28 protein-coding genes and 1 pseudogene are annotated in these 23,406 nt (G+C 53.3%); 4 read left to right on the forward strand and 25 right to left on the reverse strand.

The window, feature by feature from the left end:
* Positions 1-88: 88 nt before the first annotated feature.
* Entirely contained in the window at positions 89-1,510 is a 1,422-nt protein-coding gene (gene lpdA, locus NLX71_RS04360; protein WP_254362263.1) for a dihydrolipoyl dehydrogenase, read from the reverse strand.
* Between the two features lie 148 nt (positions 1,511-1,658).
* Here lpdA and NLX71_RS04365 point away from each other — a divergent pair, with 148 nt between their 5' ends.
* Positions 1,659-1,919: a DUF2627 domain-containing protein gene (locus tag NLX71_RS04365; protein WP_254362264.1), complete on the forward strand. Its 261-nt coding sequence runs from the start codon at positions 1,659-1,661 to the stop codon at positions 1,917-1,919.
* A gap of 35 nt (positions 1,920-1,954) precedes the next feature.
* Here NLX71_RS04365 and NLX71_RS04370 read toward each other — a convergent pair whose 3' ends face one another.
* The 4 genes from NLX71_RS04370 to NLX71_RS04385 are packed head-to-tail and all read right to left on the reverse strand — an operon-like array spanning position 1,955 to position 5,010.
* Positions 1,955-2,893 (reverse strand): hypothetical protein, encoded by a 939-nt coding sequence (locus NLX71_RS04370; protein WP_254362265.1) that lies wholly within the window; start codon positions 2,891-2,893, stop codon positions 1,955-1,957.
* Positions 2,863-3,561 (reverse strand): glycosyltransferase family 2 protein, encoded by a 699-nt coding sequence (locus NLX71_RS04375; protein ID WP_254362266.1) that lies wholly within the window; start codon positions 3,559-3,561, stop codon positions 2,863-2,865. Before NLX71_RS04375 ends, NLX71_RS04370 begins: the two co-directional genes overlap by 31 nt.
* Before the next feature lie 19 nt (positions 3,562-3,580).
* The gene (gene steA, locus NLX71_RS04380; protein ID WP_254362267.1) at positions 3,581-4,651 is read right to left on the reverse strand and encodes a putative cytokinetic ring protein SteA; all 1,071 of its coding nucleotides are present in this window, start codon (positions 4,649-4,651) and stop codon (positions 3,581-3,583) included.
* A 14-nt stretch (positions 4,652-4,665) separates the two neighbouring features.
* The gene (locus NLX71_RS04385) at positions 4,666-5,010 is read right to left on the reverse strand and encodes a carboxymuconolactone decarboxylase family protein (protein WP_254362268.1); all 345 of its coding nucleotides are present in this window, start codon (positions 5,008-5,010) and stop codon (positions 4,666-4,668) included.
* 182 nt (positions 5,011-5,192) lie between these two features.
* Between NLX71_RS04385 and NLX71_RS04390 the strand changes: the two genes are divergently transcribed.
* Positions 5,193-5,513: a hypothetical protein gene (locus NLX71_RS04390; protein ID WP_254362269.1), complete on the forward strand. Its 321-nt coding sequence runs from the start codon at positions 5,193-5,195 to the stop codon at positions 5,511-5,513.
* A gap of 80 nt (positions 5,514-5,593) precedes the next feature.
* Positions 5,594-5,773 (forward strand): DUF2524 domain-containing protein, encoded by a 180-nt coding sequence (locus tag NLX71_RS04395; RefSeq protein ID WP_254362270.1) that lies wholly within the window; start codon positions 5,594-5,596, stop codon positions 5,771-5,773.
* A 97-nt stretch (positions 5,774-5,870) separates the two neighbouring features.
* Here NLX71_RS04395 and NLX71_RS04400 read toward each other — a convergent pair whose 3' ends face one another.
* Entirely contained in the window at positions 5,871-6,185 is a 315-nt protein-coding gene (locus NLX71_RS04400) for a hypothetical protein (protein WP_254362271.1), read from the reverse strand.
* Positions 6,186-6,461: 276 nt separating this feature from the next.
* On the opposite strand from NLX71_RS04400, the gene NLX71_RS04405 reads away from it, so the two are divergent.
* Positions 6,462-6,686, forward strand: a complete 225-nt coding sequence (locus tag NLX71_RS04405; protein ID WP_090665627.1) for a helix-turn-helix domain-containing protein — start codon at positions 6,462-6,464, stop codon at positions 6,684-6,686.
* A 52-nt stretch (positions 6,687-6,738) separates the two neighbouring features.
* On the opposite strand, the gene NLX71_RS26980 is transcribed toward NLX71_RS04405, so the two are convergent.
* The 19 genes and pseudogenes from NLX71_RS26980 to accB form a co-directional block, all read right to left on the reverse strand.
* The gene (locus NLX71_RS26980; RefSeq protein WP_375377887.1) at positions 6,739-7,287 is read right to left on the reverse strand and encodes a stalk domain-containing protein; all 549 of its coding nucleotides are present in this window, start codon (positions 7,285-7,287) and stop codon (positions 6,739-6,741) included.
* 26 nt (positions 7,288-7,313) lie between these two features.
* A pseudogene (locus NLX71_RS26985) lies at positions 7,314-7,439 on the reverse strand (stalk domain-containing protein); the annotation flags it as partial.
* A 127-nt stretch (positions 7,440-7,566) separates the two neighbouring features.
* Positions 7,567-8,361: a sporulation transcription factor Spo0A gene (gene spo0A / locus NLX71_RS04410; protein WP_254362272.1), complete on the reverse strand. Its 795-nt coding sequence runs from the start codon at positions 8,359-8,361 to the stop codon at positions 7,567-7,569.
* Positions 8,362-8,646: 285 nt separating this feature from the next.
* On the reverse strand, positions 8,647-9,984 hold the full coding sequence (gene spoIVB / locus NLX71_RS04415) for a SpoIVB peptidase (protein ID WP_254362298.1): 1,338 nt from the start codon (positions 9,982-9,984) through the stop codon (positions 8,647-8,649).
* 140 nt (positions 9,985-10,124) lie between these two features.
* Entirely contained in the window at positions 10,125-11,825 is a 1,701-nt protein-coding gene (gene recN / locus NLX71_RS04420) for a DNA repair protein RecN (RefSeq protein ID WP_254362273.1), read from the reverse strand.
* A 19-nt stretch (positions 11,826-11,844) separates the two neighbouring features.
* Entirely contained in the window at positions 11,845-12,294 is a 450-nt protein-coding gene (gene ahrC, locus NLX71_RS04425) for a transcriptional regulator AhrC/ArgR (protein ID WP_254362274.1), read from the reverse strand.
* 14 nt (positions 12,295-12,308) lie between these two features.
* Complete coding sequence (locus tag NLX71_RS04430) at positions 12,309-12,791, reverse strand: hypothetical protein (protein WP_254362275.1); 483 nt, start codon at positions 12,789-12,791, stop codon at positions 12,309-12,311.
* Between the two features lie 70 nt (positions 12,792-12,861).
* Positions 12,862-13,698 carry a TlyA family RNA methyltransferase gene (locus NLX71_RS04435; RefSeq protein WP_254362276.1) on the reverse strand — a complete coding sequence of 279 codons (837 nt, stop codon included), beginning with the start codon at positions 13,696-13,698 and terminating at the stop codon, positions 12,862-12,864.
* A 22-nt stretch (positions 13,699-13,720) separates the two neighbouring features.
* A complete protein-coding gene (gene dxs, locus NLX71_RS04440; RefSeq protein ID WP_254362277.1) occupies positions 13,721-15,607 on the reverse strand; it encodes a 1-deoxy-D-xylulose-5-phosphate synthase in 1,887 nt (628 codons plus the stop codon).
* A 193-nt stretch (positions 15,608-15,800) separates the two neighbouring features.
* Positions 15,801-16,667, reverse strand: a complete 867-nt coding sequence (locus tag NLX71_RS04445; protein WP_254362299.1) for a polyprenyl synthetase family protein — start codon at positions 16,665-16,667, stop codon at positions 15,801-15,803.
* Between the two features lie 35 nt (positions 16,668-16,702).
* Complete coding sequence (xseB, locus tag NLX71_RS04450) at positions 16,703-16,960, reverse strand: exodeoxyribonuclease VII small subunit (protein WP_254362278.1); 258 nt, start codon at positions 16,958-16,960, stop codon at positions 16,703-16,705.
* Positions 16,935-18,323 carry an exodeoxyribonuclease VII large subunit gene (gene xseA, locus NLX71_RS04455; protein WP_254362279.1) on the reverse strand — a complete coding sequence of 463 codons (1,389 nt, stop codon included), beginning with the start codon at positions 18,321-18,323 and terminating at the stop codon, positions 16,935-16,937. Before xseA ends, xseB begins: the two co-directional genes overlap by 26 nt.
* A gap of 17 nt (positions 18,324-18,340) precedes the next feature.
* On the reverse strand, positions 18,341-19,201 hold the full coding sequence (folD, locus tag NLX71_RS04460; protein WP_254362280.1) for a bifunctional methylenetetrahydrofolate dehydrogenase/methenyltetrahydrofolate cyclohydrolase FolD: 861 nt from the start codon (positions 19,199-19,201) through the stop codon (positions 18,341-18,343).
* A 29-nt stretch (positions 19,202-19,230) separates the two neighbouring features.
* Positions 19,231-19,689 (reverse strand): transcription antitermination factor NusB, encoded by a 459-nt coding sequence (gene nusB / locus NLX71_RS04465; RefSeq protein ID WP_010499085.1) that lies wholly within the window; start codon positions 19,687-19,689, stop codon positions 19,231-19,233.
* A gap of 130 nt (positions 19,690-19,819) precedes the next feature.
* Positions 19,820-20,059: a DUF2273 domain-containing protein gene (locus tag NLX71_RS04470; RefSeq protein ID WP_254362281.1), complete on the reverse strand. Its 240-nt coding sequence runs from the start codon at positions 20,057-20,059 to the stop codon at positions 19,820-19,822.
* A gap of 14 nt (positions 20,060-20,073) precedes the next feature.
* A complete protein-coding gene (gene amaP / locus NLX71_RS04475) occupies positions 20,074-20,634 on the reverse strand; it encodes an alkaline shock response membrane anchor protein AmaP (protein ID WP_254362282.1) in 561 nt (186 codons plus the stop codon).
* 76 nt (positions 20,635-20,710) lie between these two features.
* The gene (locus NLX71_RS04480; RefSeq protein ID WP_254362283.1) at positions 20,711-21,121 is read right to left on the reverse strand and encodes an Asp23/Gls24 family envelope stress response protein; all 411 of its coding nucleotides are present in this window, start codon (positions 21,119-21,121) and stop codon (positions 20,711-20,713) included.
* A gap of 91 nt (positions 21,122-21,212) precedes the next feature.
* The gene (accC, locus tag NLX71_RS04485; RefSeq protein ID WP_254362284.1) at positions 21,213-22,571 is read right to left on the reverse strand and encodes an acetyl-CoA carboxylase biotin carboxylase subunit; all 1,359 of its coding nucleotides are present in this window, start codon (positions 22,569-22,571) and stop codon (positions 21,213-21,215) included.
* 20 nt (positions 22,572-22,591) lie between these two features.
* Entirely contained in the window at positions 22,592-23,083 is a 492-nt protein-coding gene (accB, locus tag NLX71_RS04490; protein WP_254362285.1) for an acetyl-CoA carboxylase biotin carboxyl carrier protein, read from the reverse strand.
* Positions 23,084-23,406 lie beyond the last annotated feature (323 nt).

Genomic DNA, 23,406 nt, shown 5'->3' on the forward strand with positions numbered 1-23,406 from the left:
CAGACATTATAACTATATTATAAACCGTTTGGTTTACGAATACAATTTTATTGATAAAGAGGCGCTCTCCCTGCCCACCGTCAGCAATCTACATATTGATGGACCGCCCGTCGACGGCCAGCATCGCCTCACCCAGCAGCTCGGAGAGGGTCGGATGCGGATGAATCGTCTGCCCGATTTCCCATGGAGTCGCATCCAGGAGCTGAGCGAGCGCCGCTTCGGAGATATAATCGGTCACATGCGGTCCGATCATATGGACGCCGAGCAAATCGTTCGTTTCTTTATCGGCCACGACTTTGATAAAACCGTCGGTCTCTCCGAGCACGATCGCTTTCCCAAGCGCCCGGAAATGAACCTTGGACACCCTGACGTCGCGTCCGCGTTCCTTGGCTTCCCGTTCCGTCCAGCCGATGCTTGCCGTCTCCGGACGGGAATATACGCACCGCGGCACCCGATGCGGCTCCACCTTGTGCGGCTGCAGGCCCCAGGCATGCTCCGTCGCAGTCAATCCTTCGTGGGCGGCGGCGTGCGCGAGCTGAAGTCCGCCGATGCAATCTCCGACCGCATAAATGTGCAGCTCGGCCGTCTGCATCGAATCGTTGACGCGAACGAAGCCGCCTTCGACTTTTACATCGGTATTTTCTAAGCCGATGCCTTCGACGTTGGCTTGACGCCCTACGCACACCAGCGCGATTTCGGCCGACAGTTCGGCTTGTTCCTCGCGATATTCCACATTCAGCGTCACGCCTTCCTCCTGCTTGCGGACGGATTCCGTGAGCACCTTGGTGCCTGTACGCACGCTAACCCCGCGTTTTTTCAGCAGCCTTTCCAGTTCGCGCGACACGTCCTCATCCTCGCTCGGAAGCAATCTGGGCGCAAATTCCACGACGGTCACCTGCACGCCAAAATCGCTAAGCAGCGAAGCCCATTCGACGCCAATGACGCCGCCGCCGATAATGATCGCCGAAGCCGGCAGCTTCTCCAGGCGAAGCGCCTCGTCGCTGTTCAGGATCGTCACGCCGTCGGTTTCCAGGCCCGGCAGGCTTCTCGGGCGGGAGCCCGTCGCGATGACCACCTTCTCCGGCACCAGCGTCAAGATCTTGTCCTCGCCTTGATCGACGGATACCGTACCGCTCCGCGGCGAAAAGATGGAAGGACCGATTAATCTGCCCTTCCCCTGGAATACGGTGATTTTGTTTTTTTTCATCAAATATTGCAGTCCGCTGTATAGTTGCTCGACCACCGCGTCTTTGCGGCTTGCGACTTTAGAGTAATCTAGGGTGACTGCCTCGGCTCCGACGCCGAATTTGTCGCTGTCTTTCATGAGGGCAAATATTTCCGCGCTTCGCAGCAGCGCCTTGCTTGGAATACAACCACGGTGCAGACATGTTCCTCCGAGCTTGTCCTGCTCGACGATGGCCACGCTTTTTCCAAGCTGAGCGGCCCGAATGGCTGCCGTATAACCGCCGATGCCCCCGCCAAGAACAACCATATCAAAAGTATGCGTCATCAATGATTCCTCCTTATACTTAAGATTCTCTTATTGTAACTCTATCGTGCGGCAGAAATATAGTCCAAAATGTGAAATGACATGAATTCTTGATAAATATATGATAACGTAGAGGGTAATGATTTTGAAGCCATAGAAGGAGCCAAGCATGAAGCCCGTTATTTCTCGTTTCATCGCCATCCTGCTGCTGGTCGTGCCCGGACTCATGGCAACTTATGGATTTTTGGCCATGAAGGACGCCTGGTTCGCCCAATTCGATCCGGCGATGGGCTTCCTGTGGTGGAAGTTTGCGCTGGGATTGCTGCTATTTGCCGCAGGAGTCGCCTTTATCGGGGGATGGATTTTTTTCCGGGACCGCAAACGCAATTATGTCGCGCCACGCTTTCGTAAGAAACGCAAAAAGGGATAGGCCAGCAATGCGCCTGTCCCTTTTTTTGACGTTGCTTAGCTTCGTCCGCGGCCGGCTTGATCCAGCCAACGCAGCAGCGCGTAACGCTCAATAATGACGCTGAGCGACCGCCGCCAGGTGATGGCGTGCAATCCGGCGAGTAAGGCTAATGCGGCAGCCTGCACCGAAACGGGTGTCAGCAGCGAGAACCCGACGCCGAGCACAAACCCCAGCATATTGGCTCCCGTATCGCCCAGCATGGCCTTGCCGCGCAAGTCCGCGCCTGCGAACATCCCCGCTCCAATCGTTAGCGGAACCAACAGGCGCCATACATTCCAATCGGCTTCCGTTCCACTCTCCTTCCAAGAAGCAAGCCATACGAGCAGAAGCACCGAAACAAAAAAGCCCTTCAAGGCCCGTCCGGGCCGGACGTCAAGCAGATTCACCGCATTGGTGGCAAGCAGAATAAGAAGCAGCTTGAAGGGCAAATACCACAGCGTACGGCTATCCGCCGTGAGAGTCGTCCCGGTCCCGCTGCGAAGCGTCTCCACTTCCGGCAGCAGGATAAGCATTCCGGCCACTAACGTCGTCCCCGCTTTGATGAACCCGGTCGTTATCCTCCGCTGCTCGATCCAAGCCTTCCAATGATTGTGGAGCCCTTTGACCTCCCGCTCCCCGAGCACATCGTCAAGTAGTCCTGCAAAACCAACCATCGTGACCGCCAGCATCCATCGGTCAGTATTGGGCCAAGAGGGAGGCACTACGCACAGCCCGTACAGATACCATAGCAGAAGCAGAAGCCACAGAAGCACGCCTCCGGCCGTCGGAACAAGACGTCCCCGGTAGTTCGTTTCCGAGAGTCCGTGCTCCTGCGAAAAACGAATCGTTCCCGGAAACAAAACGGCTCCTGCACCGATCTGCAGGCCCGACGGAACCGCCCATTCCCACAGCCAACCGGTCACGGTCAGCATGCCGGTTTCCGCCAGCACTGCCACAAGGTAAGTCCGACCTCGCAGAGCTGCTTGCCGCGATGGAGCCAACCCTGCCAGGTCCGCCCGGTCTCCCGGTGCCGGAATGGAACCTCCAGTTCGACGATTCGAAAGCCGAGCCTGACGGCATCGACCATCATACCTACCTCGGCGCCGAAGCCTTGGTATTTCCTTTCGCAGCACCGCAGCACTTCGCTTCGCATCGCCCGTTGCCCGGATAACGGGGCCCCCGAGTCGTAGCCGCTAAGCAGACGAACGCCGCGGCCGGCCAAGCCTCTGACCAGCCCGAAGCCTCCCGGGATGCTTGCCGGCGGAAGCTTCGCCACGGTCAAATCCGCTTCCCCCCGCAGCACAGGCTCTAGAAGCAGAGGGAACTTTTCGGCGGTGCTGCCGAGATCGGCGTCCAGAAATACGACAATCTCACCGGACGCCGCTTGCCAGCCTGCGAACATCGCCGCTCCTTTGCCCGAATTCACGGGAAAACGCAATACGACGTCAGCCCACGCGCAGGCAACGTCTCCCGTACCGTCACGGCTTCCGTCATCCACCACGATGAGCTGCATATCGAATGAAAATTCCGCTGACGCGTGCGCCTTCGAGACCGCTTCCAGCGTCGAAGCCAGCAGCCGGGACTCGTTCCACGCCGGAATAATGACGGATATGAGCGGAACCATTGGCGTTCTCTCCCTTCTCTCAATGCAAAAATCGGACAAATGAGAACCATGCCGCTCCCGGGCTTGCCGGCTTACGCCGTTCGGATGCAGGGTATAGGCGACTGATTCCCCGTGCATCGACAAGTCTGCTCCCGATCTTCATCCGCACCAGCCAGGTGCTGCCCATGCCTTTGCGTCCTTTCTCCATAAAATCCTGCATATGGCTGTGCAGCCCAACGGTCACAATCTGCTCGCAGCCTTGTTCGAAAGCCAGCAGGAGCGCCGCATCCTCGCTCGTCCCTCCCGTCGGCAGCGAAGCCGCCGTAAGCCCGAGCCGCCGAAGGCGTTCCATCCCCGGAGCCGCCCCGTTCCGATAGCTATGTACGATTAATTCGGCCCCGCTGAATAAAGCAATATCCGATACGCTGTCCATATCCCCTATAATGATGTCGGGCTTGTACCCCGCCTCCAAAATGGCGTCGGCCCCTCCGTCCACACCGATCAGCGCCGGACGGACTCTTCGTATGTACCGTTTCAGAGCAGCGAAATCTTCCCGGTACCCGCTTCCCCGCACCACCACAAGCGCATGCCTTCCGGGCAGCTCCGTCCGCAGCGTTACGGGCGGAAGCGGTTCTAGCAGCTGCTCCTTTTCTTCGGCAGCGTATTTTAACGTATTGTCGATAAACCTGGAGAGCTGCGTCGGCTCCGAAGCTTGTGCAGCCCGGTATCCGGCGAGCCAGCTTTGCCGGGTAAACCGGCGGCAGGGTACCCACGACGTTCCCGTATCGATCCCATCGTCGGTCACGGTAACGGTGCGGGAAGCCTGCAGCAGCTCAAAGGCATCCGGAGACGTCTCCACAAGCGGCGTACCCGCCTCCAGAAGCTCTAAAACCGCCCGGGAGGCAATCGTCCCGGTCATCGTCCGGCCTGTGTTCACGACGGCCGACACCCGTGCCCGGAGCAGACCGCGCACGGCCAACTCGTCCAAATCATCGTGCGCCAGCACGGCGATTCGTCCCGGTCCCAATCGTTGCAGCAGCCGCTTGGTGCTTCGGTCGCTTTCCGTTATCCCGGTGATGGGCAAAAGCCCCGTTTTCGATCTCCATCTCATAGCTTCATCCCCAATCACGTCAAGGAATCCAGCGCCTGCTCCACCCTCGTTACGCCTTGCGACATGATATGTCCGCTGGCCACCGCCGACGCCACAGCCGTCGCCTCGAGAATTTCTTGCCGGGATGCTCCTTTTGCCAGCGCTTCTTGAACGTGATACAGCGTACACACCTCGTTATTTGCAAACAAGCCGATGCCAAGGGCAATCAGCTGCTTTTGCTTTTCATCCAGTGCTCCGGGGGCAAAACAAGCGGCTGTAAAATGGTGGTATGCTTCTACCATCGTCGGCATAAGCTCTTTCATGTGGCCGACACCGACCTTATAAGAGTCGACTTTTTGCAAGCTGTCTGCTTGATGCATCGCGGCGCCTCCTTCCTGTTTTCCTTGGTTTAGCTTCCCCTCGTTCCAAAGCCATATGCAAAAAAAATGAATATCTTGTCCAAAAAATAATCAAAAATTAACAAAGCACTTACAATATTCTACAAAAATCGATTTTATCGTATGGTATAATTAGTTTTATCCTAGGGTAAGGAGTAGATTCAATGCAAAAAACATGTCAGAAAATTGTTCGTGTTCAGGATGGTCTGATTACGGAAATTTATGATGGCTTGGTTTACCGAGACTTCAGTGACAATGAAAGCGCATTGAAGGAATTGCTGATGGACGATATCGGTCTGGATTTTGGTTCCATACTCCATACTTACGAGCAGCTCATTTACGAGTTGGCTTGCTCCAGTTCGGAACTCCGTTCCTCCATCATGAAGCGTTTGCCCGAAGGCTGGCTGGATTGGGCACACGATTTGTATTCCGACAATAACGCCGAAGATAAGGCTATGCTGCCCATCACTCAGTCGATCCTATAATTGCCTGACGTCAGTCGTATACTTGGATATGCACGTTCCATACTAAGCTTGAACTCACTTAGGCGGAGGTGCTTCTTGAAATGGTTGACAATCTCGAAAGCAATTACGACTGCTCCAATGCAGGCGACGATCTTCAAGAGCTGCAGCAGCAGTTGGCCGGGATGCAAATTACCGAGCTGGACGAACAATCCCGGCAAACGGTCAACCGTCTGGAAAACCAGATTCGGTTCATCAAGAACAAGTGCGACATTCGCCCTTAATCCAAGCTTTTGAAGAGAAAAGCCAGCCCTTCGGATATTCATCCACGGCTGGCTTGCTTGCATTTGAGAGATAAAAAACGATGGGTAATGCTATTTTTTAGTCTTCGCGCAGCAGTCCGATGTCGCTTACATTATGAATGACATGGAAGTTCAATAGTTGATAGGCCGTCATCGCGTTTAGTTTTTCATGCAAATCGTAAATGGCGACATCGCCGCGTGCCGTTTCGCCCAGCTTGATCGACACGTGGCATTCAACATAGACACGTTCAACTTGCGTACGGGCAGCCATCGTATAGTTGACGATACCATCGGAAACAAAGTAGGCATGGTTCTTATCGGGCGTCAGAAAAGCGTCAACGATTTCGAAGTCACCGTTGCCCTTATCAATGACGAGCTTGATTCTTTTTAACACCGCATGCAGCCCCTTTCGTTTGTATTCCTCTCAATAAAGAAACATAACACACAAAATTCAGATGATAACTTGGAATTAAGAAATGGTCAATATAACGTCTCTGTTCGTAAGAATGACATCCCCCTATTCGTGAATTGAAAGTGATGAAACTTTTTGTTAAGATGTACATAAATCAAAGTCAATATTTCGATATGTCAACATGTTGTGCATAAAATTATATTACCTCTTGTTAACCAAAATGTCAACATGTTGTGCAAACGTTTTAGGAGGATTCTCATGTCCGTTCGGTGTAAACTTGGAGACATTATGAAGCAGCGTGGGCTTTCAAATAAAGAAGTCGTAGAGTTAACAGGAGTCAGCCGAAACACTATTACTTCGTTGGCCGCTAATGCCACAAAGAGAATTGATTACGACACCCTAGAGGGTCTCTGTCGAGGACTTGGTATCACGCCGGGAGATTTGATTGAATATGTACCGAACGATAACCCAAAGACCCCGTAACAGCAACATGCTGACATGGGGTTTTAGTTACGATGCGACATTTCGGAAATCGTTAAGATTCACGAAACGTCATACTATCAAGGATATCTTGAAATTGTTTGCTGGAGCTTTTGTAAGTATCCTCGCAGGAGGAATTTAAAATTGTATAAAAATTGGAGTCCGATTCGAATACTAAAAGAGTATCTATTCTTTTATCCCAGTCATTCCTATTTATATATTTGATCTGAAGAGCGTCGAATCCGAATAGCTTTGTCCGCTTTTCCTCGATAATCTCCTTTTTGGCAATATTCCTTCCCTTTTTAACCTGTTCAAGATATTTAGCTAGCTTTAGATTTTTGAAGCTGTCAGCAGTCTTGGGATCAGAATAGATAAGCAGCAATGTGTAATTGAAATACCGGATAGCAAGTTGGGCACCGGATACGTCCATTTGTCCGGTATCGACTGATTTGGTGATGTCAGCGATATTTTTCCATAGGCCATACGCGGTAAAATGGAACTTCCCGTCTTTGCTTGCAAATTGTCTTTTACTCTCGATGATAACGGTACGGCTTTTTTCATCCCACTCAACTTTTGCATCGACGGATTCGGAGATGAAACGAATAGGAACAAATGTATTCCATCAACAATAGTTGGAGTAACAGGTAGGACGACCGCCTTACCGTTTACATTTGCATTAGGGTTTCCAATTTGCAGTTGGATTTGTGTCCCTTTCTTTTGTCCAATTATAATTTGGTTTTGCTCATTCCAACGGATTTAAAGCCCCGAAAATGTTCCGCATACTAGAGAACTACTAGAGAATGTTCGTTCGCATAGGGACAGCACTCCACGAAAATTAAAACGCCGAGCCCGTTAGGACCCGACGTAGGAATGCTTACTTATTTCACGAAACCTTATGCTCGATCCGCAGCTTATCCGCCACCATCGCGATAAATTCGCTGTTCGTCGGCTTCGCTTTGCTAATATTGATCGTATAGCCGAACAAATGCGAGATGCTGTCGATGTTGCCTCGTGTCCAAGCGACTTCGATCGCATGGCGGATCGCTCGTTCGACGCGGCTTGGCGTAGTTTTATATTTTTCTGCGATAGCCGGATACAGCGTTTTCGTAATCGCCCCAAGAATTTCGATGTTGTTATAAACCATCGTGATCGCTTCACGTAAATATTGGTACCCTTTAATGTGAGCGGGCACACCAATTTCGTGAATGATGGTTGTGATGTTGGCATCCAGGTTTTTGCCTTTAGGCAATTGAACGATGTTCGCTTTCTGTGACGACGAAGAGGAAGTCACTGGCGCTGTGCCGATCATCTGCCGAATCCGGTTCGTCAAAATTTCCATATCGAACGGTTTCAAAATGTAATACGAGGCGCCGAGCTGGACCGCTTTTTGGGTAATGTTTTCTTGACCGAAAGCAGTGAGCATGATGATTTTCGGCTGCGGATTCAAATCGATTTCCCGCAGCTTCTCGAGCACGCCAAGACCGTCCAGATGAGGCATAATAATGTCCAAAATCAATACGTCCGGCACTCGGGGGCCTTGCTCGATTAAACGAAGCACATCATTTCCATTGTAAGCAACGCCGGTCACTTGCATATCGGCCTGATCATCGATGAATTCGGAAAGAAGATTCGTAAATTCTCGGTTGTCGTCTGCTAAAAGAACTTCAATGGTTTGCAATGGTAAGCGCCTCCTTCATTTGCGGCAATTCGCTTTAGCAATATTTACCTGAAATACAATTTCGACATGCACTTTAAAATTCCTTCTGTCGAATATTATTTTTCTGGATTTTTTCTGACTTTTATTTTATAATTAATAATTTACTCCACCATTATACATTTTTCGACAAAGAACGATGAAATGCTACATATCGTATGCCCCAACCAAGAAATATCCACACTTCGTTCTTAAACGATTCGAACCGTAGCAAATATACGTACTTCGCACAAAAAAAACTGAAGACCATTAACTGGCCTTCAGTTCCGTTGTTTCCGTATTGGAAGGACGAAGCATAATACCTGCATCCTGCAGCATCCATTCGATAAAGCATCCGTAGCCGCTCGTCGGGTCATTGACGAAGACGTGAGTCACCGCTCCGATCACTTTTCCGTTCTGAATAATCGGACTTCCGCTCATGCCTTGCACGATCCCTCCGGTCTTGTCCAACAGGCGGGAGTCGGTAATTTTAATGACCATCCCTTTGGTAGCGGGGTACTCTTGCTTCGCCACATGAACGACCTCGATATCGAATTTCTCGACCTTCTGACCGTTGACCACCGTATAAATCTGCGCAGGACCTTCCTTCACCTCTTCGGCGAAGGCGACGGGCAATGCCTTGTCGCTATAGCTATGCCCCGGCGTATCAAACATTTTACCGAAAATGCCGAACTGCGTATTTTTCTCAATGTTGCCAATGGATCTGCTTTCCTTGGAGAACTGGGCGCGCTTTTCCCCGGGCTCCCCGTTCTGGCTCTTCGAAATCGAGGTGACGTTCGAATGCACGATCTCTCCGTTGCCTACCCTAATCGGGACTTGGGTATCCATATCGGTAATGACGTGGCCGAGCGCTCCGTATACGCCTTGATCCGGAGCATAGAAGGTTAGCGTCCCGACTCCGGCAGCCGAATCGCGAATGTACAGTCCAAGCCTGTACGCCTTGTCCACGATATCATACGAAGGAGTTATCGGAATGTCGAGCGTTTCGTTTCCGCGGCGGATCGTCAGCATAATCGGCTTTTTGCCTTCTCCCGCCGCTTTGACGAGATCCGCTACCCGGCTTACGTCGCTTACGGCTTTGCCGTTCATTTTGACGATGAGATCGCCGAGCTGTACCTTGGCTTCTTCGCCCGGAGACGTTTTGCGGTCATCCGTGATCGCCACCAAATGATGCCCGACAATCATAATCCCGGCTGATTTCAGCTTCACGCCGATCGTCTGACCGCCGGGAATCACTTTTAAATCCGGGACGACATTGACTTTAACCGTCTTAAAAGGAATTTTACCGAATAGCTTCAGCTTCATTTCAGCTTGTCCGGCTTGATAAGATTCAAGTGCGATAGGATGATGAAGATCCACTTGGAATGAGTGCCTTGCCGAGCCGTTGACCTTGAGCACTTCCGGATGGTTGACCGTCACTTGCGCGCTGACGGGCATCGCCAGCTTCAGTTGGGTTTGCTGTCCGGTAAAAAGCCGGAGCTCCTCGGGGAATGAGGCAAAACTGCGGAAAGGGGTGGTGAGGCTACCCAAACAAACGAAGAGGACGAGCAGTAATCCAATCAATCTTTTCCTATGGTTGGAACCCAATTCGCTCACACTCCCTTGCTTCCTTTGCTTTGCGGCACGCGGCTTGCGACTTCCGGCTTCCAAGCTGGCTGCATCGCCGTTTGTGTACCTTTAAGGTAACCCCCGCCCTTTTCTTTTATAACTCCAAAATGCTCCCTTGGCTAGCTCATTTTCGCTTTCATGTTATCGGCAAGGACGAGCATTTCCTGCGCGTGCTGGAGCGTTTTGTCGGTCACTTCAACGCCTCCCAGCATCCGGGCCAGCTCGTGAATGCGTTCTTCCGTATTCAAGTCGTCAATATTTGTATAAGTGCGGTCTCCATCCGTCGTTTTATGAATGCGGTAATGCACGTCCGCCATGCAGGCGACCTGCGGCAGATGCGTTATGGAAAAAATTTGACAGCTTCGGGACAGCTTGGACATCTTTTCGGCTATGGCTTGCGCCGCGCGTCCGCTTACCCCGGTATCCACTTCGTCGAAGACGAGCACCGGAATACTGTCCACCCGGGCAAAAATCGATTTAAGCGCCAGCATGACGCGGGAGATTTCTCCGCCGGAAGCGATTTTGCTGAGCGCGCGCATCGGTTCTCCGGGATTGGCCGAAATCAGAAACTCGACCTGGTCGGCGCCTTCGCGCGTCAGCTTCTTCTCCCCATTCACGGCAAAATGCACCCGGAATTGCGTCCGCTCCATCTGCAGCTCGCGGAGCTCCTCCACGATTTCCGCCGCGAGCTTGTCGGCTACGATCATACGCTGCTCGGTCAGAACCGAAGCCAGCCGCTGTACCTGTTCGAGGGCCGCCGCTTCCTCTTTTTGCAGCTGCTGAAGCTTTTCGTCCTTGTTCTCGATCAGGTCCAATTCCTTTTCGATCTTTTCAACATAAGCAAGGATATCCGAAACCGATTCTCCATATTTTCTGCGGAGCGACGTAATCGTATCCAGCCTTTGCTCGATAAAATCGAGTCTGGAAGGGTTGAACTCCACTTCATCGCGGTAATCGCGAACTTGGTAAGCGGCGTCTTCCAATTGATAGAAGGCCCCTTGCACCTGCTCCAGCAGCGGCTGAAGCTTAGCGGGATCGAGTGTGGCGATATCCTGAAGCTTCTGGACGGCGCGTCCGACGGCATCCAGCCCTTTGCTTCCTCCATACAGCAGATCGTAAGCGTCGGAGGCGTTCTGGAACAGCCGTTCCGCATTGACCAGCTTTCGTTTCTCATCGGCCAGCGCCTCGTCTTCTCCCGCTTTCAGCTTGGCCGAACGAATCTCCTCGACCTGAAACCGGTACAAATCCATCATTTGCAGCGCTTGCTTGCTCGTTTCCTGCAGCTCCTTGAGCTGCTTGCGGATTCCCTGGTACACATCGTACGCTCCCTGATAAGCAAGCTTGGCAGGCAAAATCTGCGGCTCACCGAACATGTCTAGCCACCGGATATGCTCCTCCACCCGGAACAACGATTGATGCTCATGCTGGCCGTGAATATTGACCAGATAATCGCCAATTTGCCTAAGCACGGCGCGGTTGACCAACTGTCCGTTCACGCGGCTGGTGCTTTTGCCTTGAGCCGTTATTTCTCTGCGAATAATAAGATGCTCCTCCGGGTCGGCTTCTATTCCCACGCTGGACAAAATATTCCAAACAGGATGATCCTTCCCGATCTGATACAGCGCTTCGATCGACGCTTTGTCGCTTCCGTAGCGAACCAGATCCGATGAACTGCGGCCTCCCGCAATCAGACCAAGCGCGTCGATGATGATCGATTTGCCCGCACCCGTTTCCCCTGTCAAGACGTGGAATCCGGATTTGCAATGCAATTCGACATGTTCGATTACCGCCAGATGGCGAATGGATAGTTCCAGCAGCATAGACTACACCTCTCTGATATTAACTAAGCATTCCCAAGATTTGATTAACGATATGTGAGCTGTGATCCTTGGTCCGGCAAATGATCAGAATCGTGTCGTCGCCGCTGATCGTCCCCATAATTTCATTCCATTCCAGACTGTCAATGAGCGCCGCAATCGCGCTGGCCGTCCCCGGCAAGCTTTTGAGCACCACGAGATTCTCGGCATGGTCAATATGCACAAAATGATCGTTGAGCGCCCGCCGCAAACGTTGTAGCGGATTGTAACGCTGTTCGGCCGGCATGGAATATTTATACCTTCCGTCGTCCAGCGTCACTTTGATCAAGTGCATTTCTTTGATATCTCTGGAAATCGTCGCCTGCGTCACATGAAAGCCCGCTTTGCGAAGCTGCTCGACGAGCTCGTCCTGCGTTTCGATTTCATTGTTGGTGATGATTTCGCGTATTCTAACATGTCGTTGGCCTTTCATGGCATCCTCCCTGGTTATGGGGTCTCGGTATCGTCATCTTCGGCTTGCATCTCGAACACATAGCAATCCACCGTTTGTTCAGGTACATTTACATATAATACTCCTGCTGTTTTCGGGTATAGCAGTTGATACACGAGCAGATGGTCGCGGACACCGGTTCCGGTCCTCTCCATCGGTTTACGCTCTTTTGCTGTCTTGACGATGTAATACCGGCCGTTTTTCTCCACGGTGTAATCGACGAACAGCCGGCTTTGAAGCGTTTCGCTGCGGTTGACTTTGATGTGTACGGGAATGCGTTTCTTCCCGCTAAGGACCGAATAGCCGCGCGCCTCGAGAAGCTCCGTCGCTTCATCCTCCGGCGCCTCCGCGTCGGCGAGAAATTCGAACGGAGGTCCGTCCTCTACGGTTTCCTTCAGCTTGCTCCGGGCGTAAAGATACACCCATGCCCCCAGTGCCAGCGCCACCAAAAACACGATCAAGCCGTCCCCGCTTTGCATGGAATCACCTCGAAGGAATATTCGAGAAACCGTATCCAAATTCCTGTATAAAGGCAAAAAAACTCATCCGTCAAGATGAGCTCTGCATGCTTTGCGACTCTTGGGTGACCTCTCGGATCAACCGGTCCAGCTCGGGACCGGACAACCCCGGCTCGTCCGTATGGAGAAGATGTACTAAAAATTCAATGTTGCCCTCGCCACCCTTGATCGGGGAGTAAGTCAACCCCCGAATGGCATAACCGATTTCCTGGGCAAAATGAAGGATATCCTCCAGCACTTCTTGATGGACCCGGGAGTCACGGATGACGCCGGATTTGCCAACCTTCTCCCGGCCCGCCTCGAATTGCGGCTTAATTAACGCAACGACTTGCCCTTTCGGCGCAAGCAGCTGCTTCAGCGGAGGTAAAATGAGCTTTAAAGAAATGAAGGACACGTCGATCGAGGCAAATGCCGGCTCTGGTCCCTGCAAGTCACCCGGCTGCATATAGCGGAAATTGGTCCGCTCCATGACGCTGACCCTGGGGTCCTTGCGCAGCGACCAATCCAGCTGGTTGTAGCCGACATCGACCGCATAGACGTGAACCGCCCCGTTCTGCAGCGCGCAATCGGTAAATCCTCCGGTCGAAGCGCCGATGTCCAGCATCGTAACGCCTTGCAGGTTGATGCCAAACGTATGGATCGCCTTCTCCAGCTTCAACCCGCCGCGGCTAACGTAAGGATGCACCGCACCCTTGACAATCAGCCGGGACGTGCGGGCAATCTTCGTTCCAGCTTTGTCGACCGGAACGTCGTCAACCAGCACCAATCCAGCCATGATGGCCGCCTTGGCCTTTTCTCTTGTTTCATAATAGCCCTGCTCAACGAGCAGGACATCAAGTCGTTCTTTTTCCGCTTTGTCCGCAGCCATGAATTGCTCCTACCTCGTATTGTTAGGCCCGCTGCCGTCTGCGCGGAACGAGCGCCTGCAGTTCCGATACGAGCCGCTCGGCTGTAAATCCGACCTCTTTGCGCTGTTCCTTGAAGGAGCCGTGCTCGACGAAATAATCCGGCACGCCGATAATTTTGATTCGCAGACCGTACACATTTTGTTGCGAGTAATGCTCCAGTACGCCGCTGCCGAAGCCTCCGAGCTCCGCCCCTTCCTCCAGAGTCAGGATCGGGATGTCTTCCTTCGCCAGCTGGAGAAGCATCGCCTCGTCCATCGGCTTGATAAACCGCGCGTTGACGACGCGAACTTGAACGCCTTCCTTGCTCATCACCTCGGCCGCTTCCAGCGCCAGCGGGATCATCGGACCGACGGCCAGAATCACCGCATCATTCCCCGGACGAAGCACTTCCCATGTACCGATCGGAATCGGCTGAAGCGTCTCGTCGATCGGCACCCCAAGTCCATTTTCCCGCGGATAACGGTAAGCGATCGGGCCTTCGTTATATTCGAAAGCCGTCTTCATCATATGCCGCAGCTCGTTCTCATCCTTCGGCATCATCAGCACCATATTGGGGATGCTGCGCAAGTACGCCATATCGTATACCCCTTGATGCGTCTCGCCGTCCGGACCGACAAAGCCCGCACGATCTATGGCAAATACCACGTTCAGGTTGGCGCGGCAAATATCGTGCACGACCTGGTCATAAGCACGCTGAAGGAAGGTCGAATAGACCGCGAACACCGGCTTCAACCCTTCCTCCGCCAAACCGGCCGAAAACGTAGCGGCATGCTGCTCCGCAATCCCTACGTCGAACATCCGGCTTGGAAACGCCTTTGCAAAACCAAGCAGCCCCGAACCGCCGGGCATCGCCGGGGTAATCGCTACAATACGCTCGTCCTGCTTCGCCAGCTCAATCAGCGTGCTTCCGAACACTTCCGTATACATCGGAGGCCCGACCGTCTTCAGGACTTGGCCGGATTCGATTTTGTATGGGCTGATGCCGTGCCATTTGTGGGAGTCCGCCTCGGCCGGCGAATAGCCCTTGCCTTTCGTCGTAATCACATGCACAAGGACAGGCCCATTGACTTTATCGGCTTGTTTCATGGTATCGAGCAGCAGCGGCAAGTTGTGGCCGTCCACAGGTCCCAGGTACGTAAGGCCGAGCTCTTCGAACAAAACGCCGGGGACAACCAAATATTTGAACGAGTCCTTCACCCGTTCCGCCGTCTTCGCCAACGTGCCGCCGATGGCCGGAATCTTTTTGATCAGGTGCTCGAATTCTTCCTTGGCCTTCACATAGTGCCGGTCCGAACGAATGCGCGCCAAATAATGGCTGAGCGCTCCGACATTAGGAGCGATGGACATTTCGTTATCGTTCAGAATGACCATCAGCTTCCGCTTCTCGTGGCCGATATGATTTATAGCCTCCAGAGCCATACCGCCGGTAAGCGCTCCGTCGCCGATCATGGCAATGATCCGATTCGTCTCGCCCTTCAAATCGCGGGCGACGGCCATCCCCATCGCTGCGGACAGCGAAGTGCTGCTGTGGCCGGCTTCCCAGACGTCATGCTCGCTTTCGGAACGTTTCACGAAGCCGCACAGGCCTTTATATTTGCGCAATGTATCGAACTTGTCTTTTCGACCGGTTAAAATCTTGTGGACATACGACTGATGACCGACATCGAAAATAAATTTATCCTTCGGACTGTCGAACAAATAGTGCATAGCAATCGTTAACTCGACAACGCCAAGGTTGGGCGCGAGGTGACCGCCGGTGACCGAAAGCTTCTCGACAAGAAAATGTCTCGTTTCCGCAGCCACTTGCTCCAACTGTTCCACAGTCAGATGTTTCAAGTCCTCAGGCTGATGAATGTGATCGAGCAGCATGCTTGTTCCCTCGCTTTCCATAGTTGGAGTATGCCTAACGAATGGCAGGTAAGAGTCGATAACGATCCGCTTCCTTGCATAGGCTATGTAATGTGCTTGAATACGATGTCATTATAGCACAGGACCGTCACGCGCTCAAACGGAACCGGTGCAAAAACAGCCGCCGCCACGGGCGTCTGAACAGGGTAAAGCGCTAATGATCGCGCTTCATTAAATAATCCGCAAGCTCCAGCAGCCGCTCCGGGCGCGGGAAATCCGCCGCCAAGATCGCTTGCTTCGCCTCGCGCGTCAGCTCACCGACCTTCGCAATCGACGCTTCAATCCCGATAAAATAAGGGTAGGTCACTTTCTGCTGCTTGACATCGCTCTGTACAGGTTTGCCGAGCTTGCTTTCGTCCCCGATCAGATCGAGCACGTCGTCCTGAATCTGAAACGCCAGTCCGATGCACGTGCCGAACCGCTCCAAGGCGGCAAGCTGGGCTTCGGCTGCCCCTGCGATCCGGCCGCCGGCTTTCAAGGAAAAGACGACCAAGTCGCTCGTCTTGTGCAGATGAATGTACTCCAGCTCTTCCAGCTTCGTTACCCCTTGCTCTCCGAGCATGTCCGCCGCTTGACCGCCGACCATGCCGGGGGCTCCGGACAGCCGGGACAGCTCTTCGACGATGTCGATCACCCGGTCGGCCGGAATGTTGTGCTTCCTCGCGGATTGAACGACCGAGAAGAACGCATGGGTCAGCAAGGCATCCCCGGCCAAAATCGCCATTGCTTCGCCGTAAACCTTATGGTTCGTCGGTTTGCCCCGCCGAAAGTCGTCGTTGTCCATGGCGGGAAGATCGTCATGAATCAGCGAATAGGTGTGGATCATCTCCACGGCCAGCGCTGCGGGCACGGCCGCTTCCGGGCGGCCGCCCAGCGCTTCGGCCGCAGCCAGCACCAGAATCGGGCGCAGTCGCTTGCCGCCGGCCATCAAGGAGTACATCATCGATTCGCGAAGCGGAGCGGGAATCGCCCACGATGACGGAATCGATTGCTGCAGCTCCCGCTCTATGAGCGAAGCCATGTCTTGAATGTATTCACGGATGCCGGATGACTCGTTCATCGGTTATCCCCTTTATCGGTTTCCTGCGGCTGAAAAGGCTTTTTCGTCAGACCGCCCTCTTCTTCCAGCAAAATTTCGATTTTTCGTTCCACCTGCTCCAGCTTTTGTCCGCATAATTGAGACAGCTTCATTCCTTCTTGAAACAGCTCTATCGCCTTCTCCAGCGGAATATCGCCGCTTTCGAGCTGTGCCACAATGCGCTCAAGCTGGTCCATCGCCTGCTCGAAGCTAGGCGTCGCTTTCTGATTTGACATCGCTTTTCTCCTCCGTCTTCTCCTCCATCGACCAAACATGACAATCGACCCGTCCGTCCATCAGGCGCAGCTTCAAAATATCCCCAATTTGCACCTGCTGAATCGATTTCACGAGCTGTTTCTCTTTCTCGTCATAGACAAGGCCATATCCCCGCTGCATGATCTTGAGCGGGCTAAGCGCATCCAACTGGCGAATGGACGATACGAGCTCCTGCTGCTTGCGCCTCAGCACCGCCTGCATCGTCTGGCGAAGCAGACGGGCGGACGAGTCCAGCCGCTTCCGGGAGTAGACGACCTGCTCCTTCGGATTAAACGAAGCGAGCTGCCGGTCGGCTTTCATCAGCCGCTCGTGACTTTTCGTCAGGCGGCCTCGCATTTTGTAGCCAAGCTGCTCGCGCATGCGGTCGAGACGCTCTGCAGGCTGCAGCAGCAGCTGCCGGCGGGGATTCGTCAGGTAAGGCGACCGCTGGAGCCGCTGGAGCCGCTCTTTGCTTCGCTCCAACTGCTGCGTCAACCCGCCGTACAATTGCTGGCGCAAGTAGCCGAGCTGCTGCTTCAGCTCCAGATGATGCGGAACGGCCAGCTCGGCAGCCGCCGTCGGTGTCGGAGCGCGCAGGTCGGCGACGAAATCGGCGATCGTGAAATCCGTTTCGTGGCCGACCGCTGAAATAATCGGCAGACTTGAAGCGAAGATCGCCCGGGCAACCGCTTCTTCATTGAAAGCCCACAGCTCCTCAAGCGATCCGCCGCCGCGGCCGACGATCAGCACGTCGACTTCGTTCCTTGCATTCATCTCCTCAATCGCTCTCACAATCGAAGGAGCCGCCTGCTTCCCTTGCACAAGCGCCGGATACAGCAGAATGGGAACGGTAGGATGACGGCGCTGCAGGGTAATAATAATATCGCGAACCGCCGCGCCCGTCGGCGACGTGATGACCCCGATCGCCCGCGGAAAACGCGGAATCGGCTTCTTAACCGCAGGCGCGAACAGCCCTTCGGATTCCAGCTTTTTCTTCAACTGCTCGAATGCCAGATACAAGCTCCCAATACCGTCCGGCTGCATTTGCGTAACATAGAATTGATACTGCCCGTCCCGTTCGTACACCGAGATGTTTCCGCAGGCGATCACCTTCGTCCCTTCCCGGGGAAGGAACGGAAGCCGCTGGTTGTAGGAGGCGAACATAATGCTTTTTAACCGGCTGTCCGCGTCTTTTAACGTAAAATACATATGTCCGCTGGAATGGTGGGTAAAATTAGATATCTCGCCCCGTACCCAAACGTCCTGCAGCCGGTCGGTGCCCTCAAGCAGCATCTTAATGTATCGATTCAGCTCTTTGATCGATAAAATTTGTTTTTCTTTCATAACTGCGCCCGTTTCCGCTAACTGGTTGCCGAAGCCGCACGCTGTGCCGCTTCAAGCGTATTGCGAAGCAGGATTGTAATCGTCATCGGACCGACGCAGCCCGGCACCGGCGTTACATAGCTTGCCGTTTCCAGAACGTCGTCAAAATCGACGTCTCCCGCCAGCTTGCCGGTATCGAGCCGGTTGATGCCTACGTCGACGACAACGGCTCCCGGCTTGATATGGCTGCGGTTGATCATTTTGGCTTTGCCCACTGCCGCGATCAAAATATCCGCCTGCCGCGTAATTTCTTCCATATTTTTCGTACGCGAGTGACACACCGTTACCGTCGCGTTCTCGCGAAGCAGCAGAATCGCCATCGGCTTGCCGACGATGTTGCTGCGGCCGATCACGACGGCATGCTTGCCTGCAATTTCAAGGCCGACTTTCTTGAGAATCTCAATGACGCCCGCAGGCGTGCAAGGAGCCGGCCCTTCCTTGCCGATCATCAGGTTGCCCACGTTGAACGGATGGAAGCAGTCGACGTCTTTTTCGACCGCAATCGCTTCGACTATCCGTTCCTCCGAGATATGTCCCGGCAGCGGCGACTGGACAAGAATGCCGTGAATCGCCCGATCGCCGTTCAGCTTGGAGATGAGATCCAGCACATCCGCCTCCGGCGTATGTTCCGGAAGCTTGTACACTTCGGAATGCATGCCCGCTTCTTCACAGGCTTTCGCTTTATTGCGCACGTAGACGTGCGAGGCCGGATCGTCTCCGACGATGACCACCGCAAGTCCTGGCTGTACCCCTTGCTGCTTCAACTGCTCGACTTGCTGCTTAATATCGGCGCGGTAAACGCTGACGATTTCTTTGCCGTTAATGATTTGCGCGGACATGCTTGTTATCCCCTTTCGCTAGGTAGCTTCTACGCTTCGGACGAACGGCTGCGGATCGTCTCCAGGTCTTTGATCATTTTGCCGAGCACGCCGTTGACGAACTTTCCCGATTCCTCCGTGCCAAAATTTTTGGCCATTTCGATCGCTTCGTTCACGACGACCTTCGGCGGCACATCTTCCCGAAATACCATTTCATACGTGGCAAGCCGCATAATTTCCCGGTCTACCTTGGACAGCCTGTCCATCTGCCAGCCCTTCAAATAATCGGAAAGCAGGCCGTCGATTTGCCGCTTGTGCTGCATCGTGCCTTCCACGAGCTCAAGCACCTCATGAGGCGCAATCTGATCGCGTTCCCGCGTAAGCTGCGCCTCGTCCTCCGTCCGCGCTTCTTCGATGACGTGCGCGATGGCATCGGCCGCTGTCGCTTCGTTCATTTCGATCTGATATAAGCTTTGCACCGCAAGCTCCCTTGCCAATCTTCGTCTCATCCGATCAAATCCTCCTGTGGGTTCGCACTTGCTTCACCAGAATAAACCGGCTGCGTCTTCCTTGTCTTAAGTTGAAGACTTAACCATTGTTATCAACCGAAAAAAAATCCTTGGGCGTCATCCAAGGATTTTAGCGGAACGGTCTCCATTTGTCCATTAGCCAGCGCCAAGTGTCTTCTGCAGGAAACACCGGCTCGTTCCGGTCCAACCTTTTCCCTATGTAGTATCCAGTATATACGATCAGGCCAAAGATTAACATACGCCAGAAGCCGAAGAACAAATAAATGAGGCCAAGGGCGCTCCCGGCCAGAACGCCGATTGTCTTACCCCTGTGCTGTTCCCATAGCTGCTCCCAAATTCGCATCCACATCCGGGGGCTCACCTCTATTCCACTCGACTTTTGAAGGTCGGGGACGATTGTTGAATATTCGCGATAAATACCGTGACGAAAGCCACGGGAATCCCGGTGATTTCCTCAATATGCCGCTTCACGTTCGCCTGCATCTCTTCGGTCATCGACGGAATGGAAGTTTCGCCGTCCACGATCGCGCGAATGACGATCTCAAGTCCGGATTGATTCACTTTGACACGGGCGCGCAAATCTTGAACCCCGCGCGTCCGGCCTGCCGCCTTCAACGACAAATTTTCCACCGTATCCAGCGAAATCCGGATATCCCCGAATTCGGTGCGCTGATCGATCGATGGCGATGAAGATTTGCTGCGCCTTACGGACAAATACAGTAAGCGAAAGCTTAGCAGAGCAGCCACCACCGTGGAGCTGATGAAAATAATCGCCGTTCTTAAATCGTAATACACGTCGTGAACGAAGTTGCCCGCCGTGTCGAAGGAAATCAGGCCGAATGCAGCGAACAACAGAATGAACGTTGCGATCAGCACGGCCAAGCTGAAAATAAAGAGCAGCAGTCTGTCGAGAATTTTTACCACGAATCCTGACTCCTTCCTAAGATGGAGGAAACCCCCAAACGGTGAAGGATGGGGGTTCAACCGGGGTATTTATAAATTATTTTACGCGCTGTGCGGGAGTTTCCGGCTCTTCGACTTTGTCCGCACCTTTGAAAACGACGTCATGAATGTGAACGTTCACTTGCACGACGTTAAGTCCGGTCATCGATTCGATGGCCTGCTTGACATTATGCTGAATCCCGCTTGCAACCTCCGGAATCCGCATGCCGAATTCGATGACGACAGACACGTCAACCGACGCTTCGCGCTGGCCTACTTCGACTTTTACGCCTTTGGCCATATTTTTGCGTCCGAGAAACTCGGCGATATCTCCGGCAAATCCGCCGCTCATGCTTGCGACGCCGGGTACTTCCGCGGCCGCCATACCGGCGATAATCTCGATTACCTCCGGAGCGATCTGAATCGTGCCCATCTCGGTCTTCTCATAATCCTCTGCCAATATACTCATGGTCAGAACCTCCTAAATTTGGCTTGCCCACAACTAATGTTATTGTATACTATACCATTCCCTTTACTATATGACAACGCAGTGAACCTGCTTACGAATCCGGATCGTTCACGTCATGCTCTTCCAAAAATTTAATATCGAAGTCGCCGGCCAAAAACTTTTTATGCTCCAGCAGCTTCAGGTGGAACGGGATCGTCGAATGAATGCCTTCGATCGTAAATTCGGCCAGAGCGCGCTTCATTCGCTGGATCGCTTCGTTGCGGTCCGCTCCCCACACGATCAGCTTCGCGATCATCGAATCGTAATGAGGCGAAATCGTGTAGCCCGGGTATGCGGCGCTGTCGACACGGACGCCGAAGCCGCCGGGCGGCAAATAAAACTTGATTTGACCCGCGGACGGCATAAAGTTGCGATCCGGGTCTTCCGCGTTGATCCGGCATTCGATCGCCCAGCCGTCGATGCGGACCTCGTCCTGCGTGAACGAAAGCGGCTCGCCTTCCGCGACGCGGATCATTTCTTTAATAATATCGATGCCCGTAATCAGCTCCGTAACCGGATGCTCTACCTGAATCCGGGTGTTCATCTCCATAAAGTAAAACTGTCCGTCCGATCCGAGCAAAAACTCGAGCGTTCCGGCGCCGGAATAATCGACGGCTTTGGCCGCGCGAACGGCCGCTTCGCCCATCCGGTCGCGGATTTCCTGCGTCAGAATCGGGCAAGGCGCTTCCTCCACCAGCTTCTGGCGGCGGCGCTGCACCGAACAGTCGCGCTCGCCCAAATGCACCACGTTGCCGTGCTTGTCGGCCAGTATTTGAATTTCGACGTGCTTCATTCCCGTCAAAAATTTTTCCAAATAGACTCCCGCATTGCCGAAAGCTTTTTGCGCTTCCTGCTGGGCGGTCGTAATTTGCTGAATCAGCATCTCTTCGTTCTCGGCCAGACGAATGCCTTTGCCTCCGCCTCCGGCCGTCGCTTTAATAATGACCGGGTAGCCGATCTCGCGGGCCAGCCGGACCGCTTCATCCATATCTTCGACAAGGCCGTCGGAGCCGGGGATGACGGGAACGCCCGCTTCCTTCATCGTCCGCTTCGCAACGGATTTGTCGCCCATCTTGCTGATCGCTTCCGGCGAAGGACCGATGAACGTAATGTTGCAGCTCTCGCAAATTTCGGCGAAGTCGGCGTTCTCCGCCAAAAAGCCGTATCCCGGATGAATCGCGTCGGTCTCCGTCAACGTCGCGACGCTCATCAGATTCATGTAATTCAAATAGCTGTCTTTGGAAGCTGTAGGTCCGATACAATAGGCCTCGTCCGCCAAACGGACATGCAGCGCTTCTTGGTCCGCTTCCGAGTAAACCGCGACCGTAGAAATGCCGAGCTCACGGCATGCGCGAATAATGCGCACGGCGATTTCCCCACGGTTGGCGATCAATACTTTTTGAAACTTCAATGATTTCTCCTCCTAGCGGATTATTCCGGTTTCACCAGGAACAACGGTTGGCCGTATTCCACCAACTGCCCGTTCTCGACAAGCACTTCGACGATCTGGCCTTTGACTTCGGCTTCGATCTCGTTCATCAGCTTCATCGCTTCGATGATGCAGACGATCGTCGTTTCCTTCACGCTAGTGCCCTTGGAAACGAACGATGCCGCTCCCGGAGAAGGGGCTTCGTAAAAGGTGCCGACCATAGGGGAAACAATCGTATGTAAATTGGATTGGGCTGCTGCCGGAGGCTCGGCTGCAGGTATGTTGACCGCCGCGGATGTCTGAACGACGGCTTGAGGAACAGGCTGCTGGGCGACGAGGCTGGCCGCAGGCTGTGCAGCGGTGACGATGACTTGCTCGGTTTTATTCGGTTTACGGATTAAAAGGCGGGAGCCTTCGTTTTCGATCTCAAGTTCTTGCAATGATGTTTGATCCACCAGCTTGATCAATTCTTTAATTTCGCTTAACTTAAACACGGAATTCACTCCTTTAGGCATCTTGTTGACAACTGCTCATGCAAGCTGCGGCACGCCCCCGGCCAAGCGGCGCGCGAACCGATAACTTGTCCCGCAGCAGCGGTCAACACCGTAAAACAAACGACGTTGTTATTATATCACAATATATTTTGATTGGAAGATTTTCTTCCTACCTTGTTACACTCCTTGTTTTGTACTTAGCTATTATTTATTTGTAACTATTCAGGTACACATTCAACACAAATAGGGGTGCGAAGCACCCCGGCAGGAATCGAAAATGAATTATTGTATGATCGGTTGTTCTCGGAAAGCTCGTTCAAGAG

The sequence above is a fragment of the Paenibacillus sp. MZ04-78.2 genome, from assembly GCF_024213375.1.
Classification (GTDB): domain Bacteria; phylum Bacillota; class Bacilli; order Paenibacillales; family NBRC-103111; genus Paenibacillus_G.

Coding starts and splice junctions, on each gene's coding strand:
- lpdA (WP_254362263.1), bottom strand. CDS start 1,510: ATGACGCATACTTTTGATATGGTTGTTCTTGGCGGGGGCATCGGCGGT.
- NLX71_RS04365 (WP_254362264.1), top strand. CDS start 1,659: ATGAAGCCCGTTATTTCTCGTTTCATCGCCATCCTGCTGCTGGTCGTG.
- NLX71_RS04375 (WP_254362266.1), bottom strand. CDS start 3,561: ATGGTTCCGCTCATATCCGTCATTATTCCGGCGTGGAACGAGTCCCGG.
- steA (WP_254362267.1), bottom strand. CDS start 4,651: ATGAGATGGAGATCGAAAACGGGGCTTTTGCCCATCACCGGGATAACG.
- NLX71_RS04385 (WP_254362268.1), bottom strand. CDS start 5,010: ATGCATCAAGCAGACAGCTTGCAAAAAGTCGACTCTTATAAGGTCGGT.
- NLX71_RS04390 (WP_254362269.1), top strand. CDS start 5,193: ATGCAAAAAACATGTCAGAAAATTGTTCGTGTTCAGGATGGTCTGATT.
- NLX71_RS04395 (WP_254362270.1), top strand. CDS start 5,594: ATGGTTGACAATCTCGAAAGCAATTACGACTGCTCCAATGCAGGCGAC.
- NLX71_RS04405 (WP_090665627.1), top strand. CDS start 6,462: ATGTCCGTTCGGTGTAAACTTGGAGACATTATGAAGCAGCGTGGGCTT.
- recN (WP_254362273.1), bottom strand. CDS start 11,825: ATGCTGCTGGAACTATCCATTCGCCATCTGGCGGTAATCGAACATGTC.
- ahrC (WP_254362274.1), bottom strand. CDS start 12,294: ATGAAAGGCCAACGACATGTTAGAATACGCGAAATCATCACCAACAAT.
- NLX71_RS04430 (WP_254362275.1), bottom strand. CDS start 12,791: ATGCAAAGCGGGGACGGCTTGATCGTGTTTTTGGTGGCGCTGGCACTG.
- NLX71_RS04435 (WP_254362276.1), bottom strand. CDS start 13,698: ATGGCTGCGGACAAAGCGGAAAAAGAACGACTTGATGTCCTGCTCGTT.
- dxs (WP_254362277.1), bottom strand. CDS start 15,607: ATGCTGCTCGATCACATTCATCAGCCTGAGGACTTGAAACATCTGACT.
- NLX71_RS04445 (WP_254362299.1), bottom strand. CDS start 16,667: ATGGCTTCGCTCATAGAGCGGGAGCTGCAGCAATCGATTCCGTCATCG.
- xseB (WP_254362278.1), bottom strand. CDS start 16,960: ATGTCAAATCAGAAAGCGACGCCTAGCTTCGAGCAGGCGATGGACCAG.
- xseA (WP_254362279.1), bottom strand. CDS start 18,323: ATGAAAGAAAAACAAATTTTATCGATCAAAGAGCTGAATCGATACATT.
- folD (WP_254362280.1), bottom strand. CDS start 19,201: ATGTCCGCGCAAATCATTAACGGCAAAGAAATCGTCAGCGTTTACCGC.
- nusB (WP_010499085.1), bottom strand. CDS start 19,689: ATGAGACGAAGATTGGCAAGGGAGCTTGCGGTGCAAAGCTTATATCAG.
- NLX71_RS04470 (WP_254362281.1), bottom strand. CDS start 20,059: ATGTGGATGCGAATTTGGGAGCAGCTATGGGAACAGCACAGGGGTAAG.
- NLX71_RS04480 (WP_254362283.1), bottom strand. CDS start 21,121: ATGAGTATATTGGCAGAGGATTATGAGAAGACCGAGATGGGCACGATT.